Source organism: Bacteroides sp. 3_2_5 (genome assembly GCF_000159855.2).
Taxonomy (GTDB): Bacteria; Bacteroidota; Bacteroidia; order Bacteroidales; family Bacteroidaceae; genus Bacteroides; species Bacteroides fragilis.
This window is the reverse complement of the sequence record NZ_JH636044.1, coordinates 2,872,019-2,889,988: the sequence shown is the minus strand read 5'-3', so window position 1 is coordinate 2,889,988 and position 17,970 is coordinate 2,872,019. Positions and strand designations below refer to the sequence as shown.

Genomic DNA, 17,970 nt, shown 5'->3' with positions numbered 1-17,970 from the left:
AGAAGAATAAGTCATGAAAAAAATATTGTTTATTGCTTTGGGTTTGTTAATGGCAGTAACTTCTTTCGGGCAGGATTCGTTAACAACAGATTCTACTCAGATGATACAGGGAGATACTGTCAGTATCCATAATGCAGAGTTTTCCGGTTCCAAATTAGAAGATGCCACAAAAGCTGAGGGAGATAGTGCATATATCAGAAATGACTTTGCGTCTGCAATCCAGATTTATGAATCACTTTTGCGTAAAGGCGAGTCGGCCGATGTATACTATAATCTTGGTAATAGCTATTATAAAATAAATGAGATAGCAAAAGCCATTTTAAACTATGAAAAGGCCTTGTTGCTTCAGCCCGGTAACGGAGATATTCGTGCCAATTTGGAGATAGCTCGTGGTAAGACTGTAGATAAAGTAGAAGTTGTTCCTGAGATATTCTTTGTTACATGGACAAAGGCATTAATTAATAGTATGAGCGTGGATTCATGGGCCATATGGGGGATTGTGAGTTTCTTGCTGCTAATTGTCTCTCTATATTTCTTTATTTTCTCGAAACAAGTGGTGTTGAAGAAAGTCGGTTTTATTACAGGCATTATCTTTTTGATAGTTGTTGTAATGGCAAATGTTTTTGCTTCTAAGCAGAAAGAAGAGTTGTTGAACAGGGATACTGCGATAATAATGAGCCCGAGCGTAACGGTTAGAAGTACACCTAGTGAAAATGGTACCAGCCTATTTATTCTTCATGAAGGGCATAAGGTTAACATTAAAGATGATTCAATGAAAGACTGGAAAGAAATCCGCCTTGAAGATGGAAAAGTGGGATGGGTGCCGGTTGGTTCAATTGAAATTATTTAAGAATAGAATCTATAAATATTTCATCAAAGTCCGCCCTCAATAATCTAAGATTTATTGGAGGCGGACTTTATTGTATTATAACAAGTTATCGTTGATTTAGATTGTTTTAGCGAAAAAAGAGAAGCTTTTGTTTTGTTTTATCTTTTTTTTCCTTAAGTTTATAGCGTGATAATAAAGTCACATAGTATTAACCATTAAATTTATGAGACATGAGAACAATAACATTTAATGAACTCCGTAAAATTAAAGATTCATTGCCTAGCGGTAGCATGCATAGAATAGCAGACGAACTCAATTTAAACGTCGATACAGTGAGAAACTTCTTTGGTGGTCATAATTTTAAGGAAGGGAAAAGTGTCGGAATACATCTTGAGCCTGGTCCGGATGGTGGATTGGTTATGATTGATGATACCACTGTGCTCGATCGGGCATTAAGAATATTGGATGAATTAAATATGAGTAAAGAAGAAGCTACCGAATCTGTGCAGGTTTAAATAAGAGATAAAGTCAGAATCCCAATTGGCAAAACAATTGGGATTTCTTATTTGTTGAATTCAATAAATAAACGAATTATGGAAGAGAAATTAGTAACTTTAGCTATTCTGACTTATACAAAAGCTCAGATATTGAAGAATGTTCTTGAGAATGAGGGTATAGAGACGTATATTCACAATGTAAACCAGATACAGCCAGTTGTTTCATCCGGTGTGCGTTTACGTATTAAAGAAAGTGATTTGCCGCGTGCATTGAAGATTACCGAGAGTTCTGCCTGGCTTGCTGAAAGTATAGTAGGAGAGAAGACCCCTAAAGTGGAGCATCGCACTAAGAAGGTCCTTATTCCGGTTGATTTCTCTAACTATTCAATGAAAGCTTGTGAATTTGGTTTCAATTTTGCCAAATCTTTTGATGCGGAGGTTATCTTGCTGCATGTCTACTTTACACCAATTTATGCTTCATCATTGCCATATGGAGATGTATTTAACTATCAGATTAGTGATGAAGAGACTGTGAAGAATGTATTGCATAAAGTACATGATGATCTGAATACTCTGTCGGAGAAGATTAAGCAAAAAGTAGCATCCGGGGAGTTTCCTGATGTCAAATATACGTGTGTCTTGCGCGAAGGTATCCCGGAAGAAGAAATACTCAGATATAATAAAGAACATCGTCCCAGAATCATTATAATGGGTACTCGAGGTAAGAATCAGAAGGATATTGATCTTATTGGTAGTGTAACTGCCGAGATAATTGAACGTAGTCATACTACAGTGCTGGCTATTCCCGAAAATACTCCTTTCAATCGTTTCAATGAAGTGAAACGGATTGCCTTTATGACGAACTTTGACCAACGTGATTTGATTGCTTTCGATTCATTCATCAATGGACTTAGCCCATTTCATTTTTCTGTTTCTCTTATTCATTTATCGGATGTAAAAGATACATGGAATGAAATAAAATTAGCTGGTATTAAGGATTATTTCCAAAAGCAATATCCGGATCTTGAGATTCATTATGATGTGGTGATGAGTAATGATTTTCTGAATAGTTTGGATAATTACATTAAAACAAATCAGATTGACATTATCACATTAACTTCTTATAAACGGAATATATTTTCCCGTTTGTTCAATCCCGGTATTGCTCGTAAGATGATCTTCCATTCAGATACACCGTTGTTAGTTATTAACGGATGATCAGACACCTAAAAAAATAAGCTTTAAATTAATGGAATAATCAACATTATGTTTAATAAGAAAGAGGCAATTTACTTATATATAGTAAATTGCCTCTTTTATTTAATCCCTATTTCCATCTTGCTAATTTTGCCTTCTTTAGCTCTTAAAAAAATAAGAACCTGCATCCTGACAGGTTTTAGTCATTTCATTCACCATGAAACGAATAAGAAATAGATTTCACCTATTTCTCTTTTTGTGTTACGCTATTGTTCAGGATCAGATCAAGCAAAAAAAAGAGGCTGCCCAATTTCTCGAATCAGGCAACCCCTTTCACAAAAATCTTTGCGAAAAAAGATCTATTTGATCATTACATCATTTTCTCGATTTCTTCGAATTCCGGTCCCATATTCAGGTTGTAATATACTCGGTAAAGACCTTGTAACCACAAATCTTTCTGATCAGGTTTCAGCTCTCTTGCTTTTTCGTAATACGGTTTAGCAGCTTCGTAGAATTTCTTGATCTCAGCTTGTGCTGTTGCATAATTCGGGTCATTGATATCTGCCGGTGCTTTGTCAGCATATTCTTGTGCTTGTAACAGGTATACCAAACCTAAATTTGAGCATGCTTCTGCATATGCAGGATCTATGTCGAGAGTCTTTTTATAGAACTCAATTGCTTTCTCATAATCTTTCATATTATGATACAGATATGCCTTCACATACAGATATAATTTGTTATTCGGATCTTTAGCCAACATATCATCAGCAAACTGCATTGCTTTATCATTTTGGTTGGAGCTGCTATAGTAGTCAACCAGATTTGCGAAGAAATATTGATTTTCAGGGAACTTAACAATACCTTCCTGCAATTTTTCTACCCATTTAGCAGTATCACCTTTAGCTTTGTAAGCATCTGTCAACAATTGCATTGCAAATTGGCCATTTTCTTTGTCTTTCAGAGCATATTGAGCATATTTCATGACAGCATCTTTGTCACCTACTCTATCTGCAGCCAAAGTGGCATAATATGCTACCTGTGGCAAAATGGTGTCTTTTTCCAGCAAGTTTTCTTTCTCCATCATAGGCAGTGTAGCTGCATCTACATAAGCTGCAAAATATTTTAATGCGTCTTCGTTCTTATTTAAATTGAAGTATTGAATACCACCGTTAATCAAGTTAGGACGTTCTGCCAGAATTGTTTTTGAGTTGGCGCTTCTGTATTTGTTTTTAATTTTACCCTTTTCATTAGGAATCTGTGCCAGTTCGTCACATTTAACGTAATAATTGTACATATTCAGTACGCTATTGTATACCTTCAATGTATCATAAGGTTTTCTCAGATAAGCATTTTCCATCTCCTTTTCGTTGATTCTTTTCTGAATATAACCTGCTACGTCCCAAGTTGCCGCATTATCCTTTGTTTCAGGGTTAGTTAATGCTTCGTTAATCAGTTGTTCAGCTTTTGCGAAGTCAGGTTTTACTTCTCCGGCAATGCTTTTCGCTTCTTTTACATTTTTCTCCTGAGCGAATGCAAAACTTACTGCCATCAGTAAAACCATTGAAAATAATACTCTTTTCATGATTGTTGTTTGATTAATTATTAATATTATGTCTATTCTTCTGTTTCATTTACCGGTGTATTCGTTTCCGGATCGCTTGGAATATTTCCTTCTCTTTCTTCTTCCGGAACTTCATCTTCCAGGCTTTCGGATGTAACTTTACATACAGAACCGATCTGGTCGTTACGTTTTTCAAGATTGATCAGACGGACTCCTTGAGTTGCACGGCCCATGATGCGGACATCAGCTACTTTCAGACGAATTGTAATACCCGATTTATTAATGATCATCAGGTCGTTTTCGTCTGTTACAGACTTGATTGTAACCAGTTTACCTGTTTTTTCGGTAATATTCATGGTCTTCACACCTTTGCCGCCACGGTTTGTTTTACGATAATCTTCAATATCAGAACGTTTACCATAGCCTTGTTCGGAGACAACCATTACGGACTCTGTCTCGAGATCCTTAATGCAAATCATGCCTATTACTTCATCCTGTCCGTCGTCATCCAGTGTGATACCACGAACTCCGGTAGCTGTACGGCCCATTACGCGAACTGCTGCTTCATGGAAACGTATTGCGCGTCCGTTACGGTTGGCTATGATGATTTCGTTGTTTCCGTTGGTCATACGCACTTCTATTACTCGGTCGTCTTCACGTATAGTAATTGCATTGACACCATTCTGGCGCGGGCGTGAGTATTGTTCCAAAGATGTTTTCTTTATAACGCCATTCTTGGTACAGAACAGTACATAATGACTGTTAATATATTCCTGGTCATTCAAACTCTTCACACGCAAATATGCATTAACAGCATCGTCCGAGTCAATGTTCAGCAAGTTCTGGATAGCACGGCCCTTAGAGTTCTTTGTTCCTTCAGGTATTTCATATACCTTCAGCCAGTAACATTTACCCTTTTGAGTAAAGAACATCATCGTGTTGTGCATTGTTGCCGGGTAGATGTGCTCAACAAAGTCTTCATCACGGGTTTCAGTACCCTTCGAGCCTACTCCACCGCGGTTTTGAGCACGGAATTCTGTCAATGGTGTACGTTTGATATATCCCATGTGTGAGATGGTGATAATCATCTGATCATCCGCATAAAAGTCTTCCGGATTGAATTCTTCTGATGAATAAACGATTTCAGAACGGCGTTCGTCACCATATTTAGCTCTTACTTCCAGCAATTCGTCTTTGATTACTTTACGGCATACTTCATCATCGGCCAGGATACTTTCCAAATATGCTATCTGCTTCATAACCTCCTCGTATTCAGCATGGAGCTGATCTTGCATCAGACCTGTTAATTGGCGCAGGCGCATTTCAACGATGGCGCGTGCCTGAATTTCGCTCAGGTTGAAGCGTTCCATCAGTCCGGAGATTGCATCGTTTGGTGTTTTGGCGGCGCGGATGATACGAATTACTTCGTCAATATTATCCGAAGCGATAATCAGACCTTCCAAGATGTGTGCACGTTCTTTGGCCTTACGCAGGTCAAATTGAGTACGACGAATTACCACATCGTGTCTATGTTCTACGAAGTAAACAATCAAGTCGCGTAAGTTCAGCATTTTAGGGCGTCCGTTGACCAGTGCAACGTTATTTACACCGAATGACGTCTGCAAGGCTGTCATTTTATAGAGCTTGTTCAGCACTACACTTGCATTTGCATCCCGTTTGATATCAATAACGATGCGCATACCTTCACGGTCGGACTCGTCGTTGGCATTTGATATACCTTCTATTCTTTTTTCATTGACAAGATCGGCAATTGCTTTAATCAATTCTGCCTTATTCACGTTGTAGGGAATCTCTGTAACGACGATTTTATCATGTGTCTGTCCGGACTCGATTTCTGCTTTCGCGCGCATAACCACGCGTCCGCGTCCCGTAAGATAGGCTTCACGTACGCCGCTTATGCCATATATATATCCTCCTGTAGGGAAGTCGGGCGCTTTTACATATTCCATCAGTTCCTCTACGGTCACATCTTTATTGTCAAGATATGCTTCGCAGGCATCGATGACTTCAGACAGATTATGGGGCGGCATGTTGGTTGCCATACCTACAGCAATACCGGAAGCACCGTTAACCAGCAAATTCGGGATACGTGTCGGCATCACTTTGGGTTCCATCAGCGTATTATCGAAGTTAGGTTCGAAATCTACAGTCTCTTTGTAGAGGTCCTGCATCATTTCTTCACCTAATTTGTTCAGACGTGCTTCAGTGTAACGCATGGCAGCAGGACTGTCGCCGTCTACAGAACCGAAGTTACCTTGCCCATCTACCAGCGGATAGCGCATTGCCCATTCCTGAGCCATACGTACCATCGCAAAATATACAGAAGAGTCTCCGTGCGGGTGATACTTACCAAGTACTTCACCTACGATTCTGGCTGATTTCTTATAGGGTTTGTCTGACGTATTTCCCAGTTCCATCATTCCGTAGAGAATTCTGCGGTGAACGGGCTTAAATCCATCTCTAACATCGGGAAGGGCACGTGAAACGATGACCGACATGGAGTAGTCAATGTACGATGACTTCATTTCCTCCTCGATGTTAATCTTTATAATTCTGTCTTGTTCAAGCATTTAAAAAGATTATTAATTATACATTTGCGGTTTATCAAAAACCACGCTAAAGTACTACTTTTCCTTGATATACGAAAACTTTAACGAAGAAAGTTTTTTGCTTTTTGTAAGAGTGCCCTACCCTTATTCTTTAGGTCTGTGACACCCGGGTCTCGTACCCTCCGACACCCGGGTGTCAGGCATCACGACATCCGGGTGTCGGAGGTGCTTTTATCAGTATCTAATGTTTTTTTCTATACTTAATTGTTTTATTATATTATAATGTATAAGAACAAAGGAAATAATGGCACGACATTTGTTATATAATAAATAAAGCAAATGAAGCGCATGCAAACAATATGAAATGCGTATATTTGCCAGTGAATAACCTCTTAGAAGAAGGAAGATAAGTATGAATAATCAATTCTCACAAAAAGTTTCCGATATTATCGTATATAGCAAAGAAGAGGCAAATCGCCTGAAAAGTAGCTATATAGGGCCTGAGCATTTATTGCTTGGTATGCTTCGCGATGGTGAGGGAAAAGCAATCGAGATATTGTCTAAACTCAAAACAAACCTGACCGACATAAAGAAGCAGATTGAGGCCATACTGAAAGAGCATGCAGACGACATGCTGTTGCCTGATGCCGATGTTCCATTGTCAAATGGAGCTGCAAAGATATTGAAACTATGTATTTTAGAAGCACGAGTGATGAAAAGTCAAGTTGCAGATACGGAACATGTACTGCTGGCCATCCTTAAAGATAAGGATAATCTGGCAGCAACGGTTCTTGAAGCGAATCATGTGAATTACCAGCAGGTATTCGAACAATTGTCCTTACAGCCGGATATCAGTGCCGGCATGGGATTTACAGAAGATGATGATGACGAAGAAGAGATGAATCAATCCCGTTCGTCCCATGGATCCGGTGAACGTCAGCAACAGGCGCAGACTGCCTCCAGGAAGCCGACTAATGATACTCCGGTGCTTGATAATTTTGGTACTGATATGACTAAGGCCGCCGAGGAAGGCCGTCTTGACCCTGTGGTGGGACGTGAGCGGGAAATCGAGCGCCTGGCACAGATATTAAGTCGCCGTAAGAAGAATAACCCCATTTTGATCGGTGAACCGGGAGTCGGAAAATCGGCCATAGTGGAAGGTCTGGCACTTCGTATTATACAGAAAAAGGTGTCCCGTATTCTGTTTGACAAGCGTGTGGTTGCACTCGATATGACTGCGGTTGTTGCCGGTACCAAGTACCGCGGACAGTTTGAGGAACGCATTCGTTCCATCTTGAACGAATTGCAGAAGAATCCGAATGTGATTCTGTTCATTGACGAGATACATACCATTGTAGGTGCCGGATCGGCAGCCGGATCGATGGATGCTGCCAACATGTTGAAACCGGCATTGGCGCGTGGAGAGATTCAGTGTATCGGTGCCACTACCCTTGACGAATATCGGAAGAATATCGAAAAAGACGGGGCGTTGGAGCGTCGTTTCCAGAAGGTAATGGTAGAGCCTACTACAGCTGACGAAACGTTGCAGATTCTTCGTAATATTAAGGATAAATATGAAGATCATCACAACGTAAATTATACGGATGCGGCATTGGAAGCTTGTGTCAAGTTGACAGACCGTTATATAACCGACCGTAACTTCCCGGATAAAGCTATTGATGCACTCGATGAAGCCGGTTCGCGTGTACATCTTACCAATGTGAGTGTACCCAAGGAAATAGAAGATCAGGAGAAGTTGATCGAAGAAGCTAAAAATAACAAGAACGAGGCTGTCAAATCACAGAATTTCGAACTTGCTGCCAGTTTTCGCGATAAGGAAAAAGAACTTGCTGTCCAGTTGGATGTGATGAAGAAAGACTGGGAGGAACGTTTGAAGGATAATCGTGAGACGGTGGATGAGGAAGAAATCGCAAATGTCGTATCAATGATGTCCGGCATTCCGGTACAGCGTATGGCACAGGCGGAAGGCATCAAGTTGGCAGGCATGAAAGAAGACCTGCAATCGAAGGTGATAGCTCAGGACGATGCTATCAAAAAGCTGGTCAAGGCCATTCTGCGCAGCCGTGTCGGACTGAAAGATCCGAATAAACCGATTGGTACATTTATGTTCCTAGGCCCTACCGGCGTTGGTAAAACTCATCTGGCCAAGGAATTGGCTAAATATATGTTTGGTTCTTCGGATGCATTGATCCGTATCGATATGAGTGAGTTTATGGAGAAATTCACAGTCTCACGCTTGGTTGGAGCGCCTCCGGGATACGTAGGATACGAGGAAGGCGGACAATTGACAGAGAAAGTACGCCGTAAACCCTATTCTATCGTATTGCTTGACGAAATAGAAAAGGCGCATCCCGATGTGTTCAATCTGCTTCTCCAGGTGATGGACGAAGGTCGGCTGACTGACAGTTATGGCAGAATGGTTGACTTCAAGAATACTGTTATTATCATGACATCGAATATCGGAACCCGCCAGTTGAAAGAGTTTGGGCGTGGAGTCGGTTTTGCCACTCAAAGCCGTCTTGACGATAAAGAATTCTCTCGCAGCGTGATTCAGAAGGCTCTGAATAAATCGTTTGCACCCGAATTTATAAATCGTGTTGACGAAATCATCACCTTTGACCAGTTGTCATTAGAAGCTATAACGAAGATTATCGATATTGAGTTGAAAGGACTGTATAACAGAATCGAATCTATCGGCTATAAACTGGTCATTGAAGACAAGGCTAAACAGTTTGTCGCTTCAAAAGGCTATGATGTCCAGTACGGTGCACGTCCGCTGAAGCGTGCCATCCAGACCTATCTGGAAGACGGCTTATCGGAACTTATCATTTCGGCTGATCTGAATGAAGGAGATACGATCACTGTCTCTTTAAATGAAGAAAAGGGTGAGTTGGAAATGAAGAATGAAGCCAAAACGGCTGAATAATCCGACTGTTTCTTTCAAACATACGTCAAAATGTCAGACCAGCATGGTCTGGCATTTTTTTTGTCTCTATTCAGGCAATAAAGAAATTCAATTATTAATAACCAAGATCATTTAAAAAATATACGTTATTATGCAAAAAGGTAATATTGGGGTTACAACAGAGAACATTTTCCCTATCATCAAAAAGTTTTTGTACAGTGACCATGAAATCTTCCTGCGGGAATTAGTATCCAATGCCGTTGATGCCACTCAGAAGTTGAATACATTGGCTTCTATCAGTGAATTTAAGGGCGAACTGGGTGATTTGACCGTTCACGTTTCATTAGGCAAAGACACCATTACCATCTCCGATCGTGGTATCGGTTTGACTGCTGAAGAGATTGATAAATATATCAACCAGATTGCCTTTTCGGGAGCTAACGATTTCCTTGAAAAATATAAAAACGATGCGAATGCCATCATTGGACACTTCGGACTTGGGTTCTACTCTGCATTCATGGTTTCCAAGAAGGTTGAAATTATCACCAAATCATATAAAGAAGGTGCACAGGCCGTAAAATGGACTTGCGACGGTAGTCCGGAGTTTACACTTGAAGAGGTGGAGAAAGCGGATCGTGGTACAGATATCGTATTGTATATTGATGATGATTGCAAGGAGTTTCTCGAGGAGTCACGCATCTCTGCCCTCCTGAAGAAATATTGCAGCTTCCTGCCCGTTCCCATCGCTTTTGGTAAAAAGAAAGAGTGGAAAGACGGCAAACAAGTAGAGACGGCGGAAGATAATGTCATCAATGACACCATTCCTTTGTGGACAAAGAAACCGAGTGAATTGTCGGACGAAGATTATAAAAAATTCTATCGTGAGCTTTATCCGATGTCAGACGAACCTTTGTTCTGGATTCATTTGAATGTAGACTATCCGTTCCATCTGACCGGTATCCTCTACTTCCCGAAGGTAAAGAGCAATATTGATTTGAATAAGAATAAGATTCAGTTGTATTGTAATCAGGTTTATGTTACGGATTCTGTAGAAGGTATTGTTCCGGATTTCCTTACTCTGCTCCATGGTGTGCTCGATTCACCGGATATTCCTTTGAATGTATCCCGTTCTTACCTGCAAAGTGATTCGAACGTGAAGAAGATCTCTACCTATATTTCGAAAAAGGTATCAGACCGTCTGCAATCTATCTTTAAGAATGATCGCGCTCAGTTCGAAGAGAAGTGGAATGATTTAAAAATCTTTATTAATTATGGAATGCTCACTCAAGAGGATTTCTATGATAAAGCACAAAAATTCGCCCTTTTCACCGATACGGATGGCAAACATTACACCTTTGAGGAGTACCAGACTTTGATTAAAGATAATCAGACAGATAAAGATAAAAACCTGATCTATCTGTATGCCAATAATAAGGACGAACAGTTTGCCTATATCGAAGCTGCCAAAAATAAAGGTTACAATGTGCTGTTGATGGACGGGCAACTGGATGTGGCCATGGTAAGTATGCTCGAACAGAAACTGGAGAAATCTCGCTTCACCCGTGTAGACAGTGATGTTGTCGACAACCTGATTGTGAAAGAAGATAAGAAGAGCGATGTGCTTGAGGCTTCAAAACAAGAAGCTCTGTCAGCAGCCTTCAAGAGTCAGTTGCCGAAAATGGAAAAGGTTGAATTTAATGTCATGACTCAGGCTTTAGGCGAAAACGGCTCTCCCGTGATGATAACCCAGAGCGAATATATGCGCCGTATGAAGGAAATGGCCAATATTCAGGCTGGCATGAGTTTCTATGGTGAAATGCCCGATATGTTTAATCTGGTATTGAATTCAGACCATAAATTAGTGAAAGAAGTATTGGCTGATGAAGAAAAAGAGTGCAGTGCTGCCATTGCTCCTATACAGACGGAACTGGAAGATGTGACAAAACGTCGTGATGCACTCAAGAAAAAGCAAGAAGGCAAGAAAGACGAAGATATCCCTACTGCGGAGAAAGATGAACTCAATGATCTGGATAAGAAATGGGATGAGTTGAAGCAGCAGAAAGATTCTATTTTTGCCGGATATGCAGGCAAAAACAAAGTGGTACGTCAGTTGATCGATCTGGCGTTGTTGCAAAACAATATGCTGAAAGGTGAAGCATTAAATAACTTTGTAAAAAGAAGCATTGAGCTGATTTAAGCAGCCGCTTTTTAATTTCATAATATCATTCAAAGAGCATTACGTGCATGAAAATGTATCGTAATGCTCTTTTTTCATTAGAAATGTATGTCAGCTGTCGGTAAATTGGAAACTATTGTATATATTTGAACGATGATTTAACCCTCTATATAGTGTTTTGCTGGACCTTATGAAGAAAAATCTTTTATTGTTATTTCTTTTTTTACTGTTTTTGCCAATGCTTGTCCAGGCACAGAAAGTCGGATTGGTATTGAGTGGCGGCGGTGCTAAAGGACTGACGCATATTGGAATTATTCGTGCTCTAGAAGAGAATAATATCCCGATAGATTATATAACCGGTACTTCTATGGGAGCCATTGTGGGCTCTCTTTATGCCATGGGGTATTCGCCTGACGACATGGAAACCTTACTGAAATCAGAGGATTTCAAGCGATGGTATTCCGGTGAGGTGGAAGAAAAATACATGTACTATTTTAAGAAGAATCTTCCCACGCCGGAGTTTTTCAATATACGCTTTTCCTTTAAGGACTCGTTGAGCCTGAAGCCGCAGTTTCTGCCGACCAGTGTTGTTAATCCTATCCAGATGAACCTTGTCTTTATCGATCTGTATGCGCGCGCTACGGCTGCATGTGACGGTGACTTTGATAAACTTTTTGTACCATTTCGTTGTATCGCATCGGATGTGTATAACAAGAAGCAGCTGATTCTGAAGCGTGGTGATCTGGGTGACGCCGTACGGGCTTCTATGAGTTTTCCCTTTATGTTCAAGCCTATCGAGATAGACAGCATGTTGGCTTACGACGGTGGAATCTATAATAATTTTCCAACCGACGTGATGCGTGAGGATTTTCATCCGGACATCATTATCGGTAGCGTTGTATCTACCAATCCGGGAAAGCCGAAAGAGAATGATCTGATGAGCCAGATAGAAAATATGGTTATGCAGAAGACAGACTACTCTCTTCCTGATTCTGCCGGTATTTTGATGACTTTCAAATATAATGATGTAAGTCTGATGGACTTCCAACGCATCGATGAGCTCGAGAAAATAGGATATGACCGTACAATGAGCCTGATGGACTCCATCAAAAGCCGTATTCACCGTAGGGTTAATGTGGATAATATCCGTTTAAGGCGGTTGGTGTATAAAAGCAATTATCCCGAACTCAGATTTAAGAACATCTATATCGACGGAGCTAATACTCACCAACAGGTGTACATAAAGAAAGAGTTTCATACCTCGGACGATAAAGAATTTACGTATGAGGATCTGAAACGGGGATATTTCCGTTTACTTTCGGATAACATGATTTCGGAGATTATTCCCCATGCCGTTTTCAATCCGGAAGATGATACGTACGATTTGCATCTGAAAATAAAGATGGAGAATGAATTTTCGGTTCGTGTGGGAGGTAATGTGTCTACGACCAGCTCCAATCAGATTTATCTGGGACTTGCATACCAGAATCTGAACTATTATTCGAAAGAGTTTACGCTTGACGGACAGTTGGGCAAAATATATAATAATGCTCAGTTCATGGCCAAAGTCGATTTTGCCACTACTATCCCGACATCCTATCGTTTTATCGCTTCCATCAGTACTTTCGATTATTTTAAAAAAGATAAGCTTTTCTCTAAAAACGATAAGCCGGCTTTTAATCAGAAGGATGAACGATTCTTGAAATTGAAGGTCGCTCTTCCTTTCTTATCCAGCAAAAGATTGGAATTGGGCTTTGGAATTGCGCAGATAGAGGATCGATACTTTCAGAATAATGTGATTGATTTTGATAAGGACAAATATGATAAGAGCGGATATCGCCTGTTTGGTGGTTCCGTTAGTTTTAATGGCAGTACACTGAACTCCAGGCAATTCCCGATTCAAGGTGCAAGAGAGGCCTTGGTTGCTCAGATATTTACGGGAAATGAAAGTTTTCGTCCGGGGGTTAATTCGGAGAATAAAAAGCCCGTAAAAGAAAAGCATTCGTGGTTACAGTTGTCATATATGAAGGAGAAATATCATAAGATGGGTGCTAATTGGATATTGGGATGGTATCTGGACGCAGTTTATGCCTCTAAGAACTTCTCAGAGAACTATACGGCCACTATGATGCAGGCTAGTGAGTTTGCCCCCACTGCACATAGTAAATTGACGTATAACGAAGCTTTCCGTGCCAATCAATATGTTGCTGCCGGAATACGTCCCATTTATCGTTTAAACCAGATGTTTCATGTCCGTGGAGAATTTTATGGTTTTTTGCCTATTTTCCCAATTGAACGGAACTCCATTAATAAGGCTTATTATGGAAAAGCATTTTCCCGATTCGAATATTTAGGAGAAATTTCAGTGGTTTGTCAATTACCATTTGGAGCTATCTCTGCATATGTAAATCATTATAGCTCACCAAGAAGGGAGTGGAATGTAGGGCTGACACTCGGCTGGCAACTGTTTAATTACCGGTTCATCGAATAATTTATTTGCAAAAAAAGTTCCCCAAAAGCTTGCAAATTCAAGAAAAGGCCGTATCTTTGCACCCGTTAAACAAAAACAATGGTCGCGTAGCTCAACTGAATAGAGTAGCTGACTACGGATCAGCCGGTTACAGGTTTGAATCCTGTCGCGATCACTTTAAGGTTTAACAAATGGCCGCGTAGCTCAACTGAATAGAGTAGCTGACTACGGATCAGCCGGTTACAGGTTTGAATCCTGTCGCGGTCACTCTAAGAAAATAACGATAAACGGTCGCGTAGCTCAACTGAATAGAGTAGCTGACTACGGATCAGCCGGTTACAGGTTTGAATCCTGTCGCGATCACAAAAACCTCCATAATCAAATTATGGAGGTTTTTTGCTTTCTTGCATTATCTCTTTTATTGGATCATACCTAAATTCTGAGGGATTCCTCTTTTTAATTGGCAGTCTGTACTGAGTCCGGTACTAAAACAAGCCTAAAACCTCCATATTCATCACGATAGTTTGGCACGTCATAGTCAATATATGACACTCGGCAGCCTTTTGCAGTACCACCCCAACTACCACCTCGCAAGACCCGGCGGAAAAAGGCAGATGTACCATTAAATGGCCATCCGGGATGGACAGATTTACCGTTTTGAGAGTATTCTTGAGTGTACCAATTGTCACACCATTCCCATACATTGCCACTCATGTCGTACAATCCTAATTCATTAGGCTTTTTCATACCTACCGGATGTGTAGTCCCTTTGTCTCCATATTTACTTTTTTGATAATTTTCAATATACCAGGCAACTTCATCGATATCATTACTTCCGCTGTATTTGTATTTTTCACTATACTTGCCACCGCGTGCGGCATATTCCCATTCAATATCGGTAGGCAGGCGAAATGTTTTGTTTGTAAGGGTGTTCAATTTGCTTATAAACTTTTGCGTGTCATTCCAACTGATATACTCTGCCGGACAATCTTCACATCCTGAATTGTATGATTGATCGAAATCAGTCCCCATAACTGCTTTCCACAGTTTCTGGGTAACTTCATACTTCCCGATATAAAAGAACGGTAGAGTTTCCTCATGCGTTGGTTTTTCATTGTTTTCGCAATCATTACCTTGCTCACTTGTGCCTCCCATAATAAAGGTTCCGCCTTCTACCGGAATCATTTCAAAGCTTTCTCCATTTACAGTAAAAGAAAGAGCAGGCAGTCGTTTCTGGTCGGATTTGTGTTGAATGCAACCGGTAGTACCACCTAAAACAAGAATAAAAACTAAGATGGTAAATATATTCTTTTTAGATAAATGGAGTTTAATATTTAGGAGTGTTTTCATTTATTTGAATATTAAATTATTAGTAACCTGTTAAATGTATAAAATTTAATTAATGTAGTGACCTTATAAGGTGTATGATATAACTTTGTTTAACGTTTAGGGATTTTATAATGGTGGTGTTATCCACTCTATACCGACAGTAGCAAAGGAAAAGCGCAGAAGAATGAAACTGTAACAGCTTTATCTCATTGAAAAACAATAAAAAAGTATTGTTGGCTATTCGTTGCAAACGGTACTTTCCTTATATTTGCAATACAGAATATCAAGGATATATGGCAGAGAAGATTTAAGAATAGGCTATGAATGTAGAAGAATTTAGAGAATATTGCCTTTCATTTAAAGGTGTGCATGACCGGATGCCCTTTAAAAAAGCAACATCTGAATATGACAGAGATTTACTCGTCTTTTATGTAATGGATAAATGGTTCTGTTTTGTGAATATAGACGCATTCGATTTCTGTAATATAAAATGTAATGCCGGACAGATAGAGGATTTGCTAGACAAATATGAAGGAGTACAACCGGGCTATCACATGAATAAAAAACATTGGATTAGTGTCTAAAGACGTTCCGGATAAAATGATTAAGGACCTGGTAAAGCAATCGTATGAAATTGTTGTATCTTCCTTGGCGAGACGAGAGAGGGAAATAATATACTGAACGAAAAAAATAAATATACTGCATGAAACAGCTTATTGATTTAGAAAATTGGAATAGAAAAGAACATTTTAAATTCTTTTCTGCTTTTGACGACCCATTCTTTGGGATCACTACTTTGGTCGACTTTACGAATACCTACCATCAAAGTAAGGATGAGAAAAAATCTTTCTTTTTGTACTCTGTACATTTTCTGCTGCAATGTGTAAATGAAGTAGAGGCTTTTAAATTACGCATTGAAGGCGAACAAGTAGTGAAATATGATTTTATCCATTTATCACCTACCATAGGACGTGAAGATGGAACATTCGGTTTCGGTTTTTTTGAATACGATGCAGACCTTGAAGTATTTATACAAAATGCTGAAAAAGAAATAGAAAGAGTGAAAAACAGTACTGGCCTGTCTTTTTCCGAAAATATAGGCCGGTTAGATCTTATCCGCTATTCGGCTTTGCCTTGGTTCGCATTTTCAGAGATGAAACATGCTGTTTCTTTTGGCAGAGGTGATTCTGTACCGCGCATTTCCACTGGAAAATTAATAAAAGAGAATGGTGTATACCTGCTTCCAATTTCAATTTCCGGTCATCACGCTCTTATGGATGGGCGTAATGTGGCAGAACTTATCGAGAAGTTAGAAACAACAAAGAAATAAATATCATATAAATATACTAAATGGGACGCTTCAGCTGAATTAGGAAAAATAAAGGAGAATGTGTCAAAATTCTGTGGTAAGTTATGACGCACTCTCCTTTATTCCGTAAGTTGATGAAAAAATTATTGATACCTCGGGATTACTTTGGTCGTTAACATTTTATATTCAGTTCATTGAGTACTTTACGAATCGCTTCAAATGTGGTGATGCGTGTCGGTACTAGTGGTAAACGGAGTTTATTCTCGATCATTCCCATAGCGTTCAACATGGATTTTACTCCGGCTGGGTTTCCGTCTACAAATAAGAGGTTAAACAGTTCCGTAAATTTATGGTGTATGGTCAGTGCATTGGCAAAGTCGCCCTGCAGCGCCAAACGGGTCATTCTGCTGAATTCACGTGGAAAGGCGTTTCCAATAACCGAAATGACTCCTACGGCTCCCAATGTAATCAGCGGGAAAGTAATACCGTCATCTCCGGAAATAACGTCAAAGTTAGCCGGTTTGTTTTTAATGATATCATCCATCTGGGTGATATTACCAGAAGCCTCTTTAATGGCTATAACATTCTGAAAGTCCTTAGCAATGCGCAAAGTGGTCTCTGCGGTCATATTAACTCCTGTACGTCCCGGAACATTATATAATACGATGGGAAGCTCTGTAGCGCTTGCAATTGCTTTATAGTGCTGATAAATTCCTTCTTGTGAGGGTTTATTGTAGTAAGGGACAACGGATAAGATAGCATCTACTCCGGTGAAATCGTCGTTTTTGAGTGTCTCTACAACTGCGCGTGTATTGTTACTTCCGACTCCCAGCAGGATGGGGATTCTTCCGTTGACACGGTCGATTACCATCTTTTTGATTTTCTTTTTTTCTTCTTCACTCAAGGTCGGAGTTTCGGCTGTAGTTCCCAGCACACACAGAAAATCTGCATTATTTTGCAGCAGATAGTCTACCAGTCGCATTAACGCATCGTAATCAACGCTTTCATCCTCTTTGAAAGGAGTAATCAGCGCTACCCCCATTCCTTTCAATCTAGTCTGTATCATGAGTATTAATAATAATCTCTAAATATTTTGCTCGCAAAAG

Annotated in this window: 11 protein-coding genes, 3 tRNA genes and 1 pseudogene; 11 read left to right on the top strand and 4 right to left on the bottom strand. The window is 40.0% G+C overall.

What is annotated here, in order from left to right:
- The first annotated feature begins 13 nt into the window (after positions 1–13).
- The 3 genes from BSHG_RS06330 (at position 14) to BSHG_RS06340 (ending at position 2,544) form a co-directional block, all read left to right on the top strand.
- Positions 14–850 carry a tetratricopeptide repeat protein gene (locus BSHG_RS06330; protein WP_005803584.1) on the top strand — a complete coding sequence of 279 codons (837 nt, stop codon included), beginning with the start codon at positions 14–16 and terminating at the stop codon, positions 848–850.
- A gap of 209 nt (positions 851–1,059) precedes the next feature.
- The gene (locus BSHG_RS06335; RefSeq protein WP_005787898.1) at positions 1,060–1,344 is read left to right on the top strand and encodes a hypothetical protein; all 285 of its coding nucleotides are present in this window, start codon (positions 1,060–1,062) and stop codon (positions 1,342–1,344) included.
- A 78-nt stretch (positions 1,345–1,422) separates the two neighbouring features.
- Complete coding sequence (locus tag BSHG_RS06340; protein WP_005787896.1) at positions 1,423–2,544, top strand: universal stress protein; 1,122 nt, start codon at positions 1,423–1,425, stop codon at positions 2,542–2,544.
- Positions 2,545–2,893: 349 nt separating this feature from the next.
- On the opposite strand, the gene BSHG_RS06345 is transcribed toward BSHG_RS06340, so the two are convergent.
- Together BSHG_RS06345 and gyrA are read right to left on the bottom strand one after the other, a co-directional pair.
- Complete coding sequence (locus BSHG_RS06345) at positions 2,894–4,105, bottom strand: tetratricopeptide repeat protein (protein ID WP_005787888.1); 1,212 nt, start codon at positions 4,103–4,105, stop codon at positions 2,894–2,896.
- A 32-nt stretch (positions 4,106–4,137) separates the two neighbouring features.
- A complete protein-coding gene (gene gyrA / locus BSHG_RS06350) occupies positions 4,138–6,675 on the bottom strand; it encodes a DNA gyrase subunit A (RefSeq protein WP_005787886.1) in 2,538 nt (845 codons plus the stop codon).
- Positions 6,676–7,066: 391 nt separating this feature from the next.
- Between gyrA and BSHG_RS06355 the strand changes: the two genes are divergently transcribed.
- From BSHG_RS06355 to BSHG_RS06380, 6 genes are all read left to right on the top strand, one after another.
- The gene (locus BSHG_RS06355) at positions 7,067–9,601 is read left to right on the top strand and encodes an ATP-dependent Clp protease ATP-binding subunit (RefSeq protein ID WP_005787884.1); all 2,535 of its coding nucleotides are present in this window, start codon (positions 7,067–7,069) and stop codon (positions 9,599–9,601) included.
- Between the two features lie 130 nt (positions 9,602–9,731).
- Positions 9,732–11,777 (top strand): molecular chaperone HtpG, encoded by a 2,046-nt coding sequence (htpG, locus tag BSHG_RS06360; RefSeq protein WP_005793737.1) that lies wholly within the window; start codon positions 9,732–9,734, stop codon positions 11,775–11,777.
- A 169-nt stretch (positions 11,778–11,946) separates the two neighbouring features.
- Positions 11,947–14,247, top strand: a complete 2,301-nt coding sequence (locus tag BSHG_RS06365) for a patatin-like phospholipase family protein (RefSeq protein ID WP_008768894.1) — start codon at positions 11,947–11,949, stop codon at positions 14,245–14,247.
- Positions 14,248–14,327: 80 nt separating this feature from the next.
- Positions 14,328–14,401, top strand: a tRNA-Arg gene (locus BSHG_RS06370).
- An 18-nt stretch (positions 14,402–14,419) separates the two neighbouring features.
- Positions 14,420–14,493: transfer RNA gene (locus tag BSHG_RS06375), tRNA-Arg, on the top strand.
- Between the two features lie 22 nt (positions 14,494–14,515).
- Positions 14,516–14,589: transfer RNA gene (locus BSHG_RS06380), tRNA-Arg, on the top strand.
- A 93-nt stretch (positions 14,590–14,682) separates the two neighbouring features.
- Here BSHG_RS06380 and BSHG_RS06385 read toward each other — a convergent pair.
- Entirely contained in the window at positions 14,683–15,576 is an 894-nt protein-coding gene (locus tag BSHG_RS06385) for a formylglycine-generating enzyme family protein (protein ID WP_005787878.1), read from the bottom strand.
- A 299-nt stretch (positions 15,577–15,875) separates the two neighbouring features.
- Between BSHG_RS06385 and BSHG_RS0220570 the strand changes: the two are divergent.
- Positions 15,876–16,236, top strand: a pseudogene (locus tag BSHG_RS0220570) (MmcQ/YjbR family DNA-binding protein).
- A gap of 22 nt (positions 16,237–16,258) precedes the next feature.
- On the top strand, positions 16,259–16,885 hold the full coding sequence (locus BSHG_RS06390) for a chloramphenicol acetyltransferase (RefSeq protein ID WP_008660317.1): 627 nt from the start codon (positions 16,259–16,261) through the stop codon (positions 16,883–16,885).
- Positions 16,886–17,036: 151 nt separating this feature from the next.
- Here the strand turns inward: BSHG_RS06390 and dapA are convergent, their stop codons facing one another.
- Complete coding sequence (gene dapA / locus BSHG_RS06395; protein WP_005787869.1) at positions 17,037–17,930, bottom strand: 4-hydroxy-tetrahydrodipicolinate synthase; 894 nt, start codon at positions 17,928–17,930, stop codon at positions 17,037–17,039.
- Between the last annotated feature and the right edge of the window lie 40 nt (positions 17,931–17,970).

Bases quoted from the DNA above. Each gene is read 5' to 3' on its own strand.
- BSHG_RS06345 (WP_005787888.1), bottom strand. From the start codon at position 4,105: ATGAAAAGAGTATTATTTTCAATGGTTTTACTGATGGCAGTAAGTTTT.
- gyrA (WP_005787886.1), bottom strand. From the start codon at position 6,675: ATGCTTGAACAAGACAGAATTATAAAGATTAACATCGAGGAGGAAATG.
- htpG (WP_005793737.1), top strand. From the start codon at position 9,732: ATGCAAAAAGGTAATATTGGGGTTACAACAGAGAACATTTTCCCTATC.
- BSHG_RS06390 (WP_008660317.1), top strand. From the start codon at position 16,259: ATGAAACAGCTTATTGATTTAGAAAATTGGAATAGAAAAGAACATTTT.
- BSHG_RS06340 (WP_005787896.1), top strand. From the start codon at position 1,423: ATGGAAGAGAAATTAGTAACTTTAGCTATTCTGACTTATACAAAAGCT.
- dapA (WP_005787869.1), bottom strand. From the start codon at position 17,930: ATGATACAGACTAGATTGAAAGGAATGGGGGTAGCGCTGATTACTCCT.
- BSHG_RS06365 (WP_008768894.1), top strand. From the start codon at position 11,947: ATGAAGAAAAATCTTTTATTGTTATTTCTTTTTTTACTGTTTTTGCCA.
- BSHG_RS06385 (WP_005787878.1), bottom strand. From the start codon at position 15,576: ATGAAAACACTCCTAAATATTAAACTCCATTTATCTAAAAAGAATATA.
- BSHG_RS06335 (WP_005787898.1), top strand. From the start codon at position 1,060: ATGAGAACAATAACATTTAATGAACTCCGTAAAATTAAAGATTCATTG.
- BSHG_RS06330 (WP_005803584.1), top strand. From the start codon at position 14: ATGAAAAAAATATTGTTTATTGCTTTGGGTTTGTTAATGGCAGTAACT.
- BSHG_RS06355 (WP_005787884.1), top strand. From the start codon at position 7,067: ATGAATAATCAATTCTCACAAAAAGTTTCCGATATTATCGTATATAGC.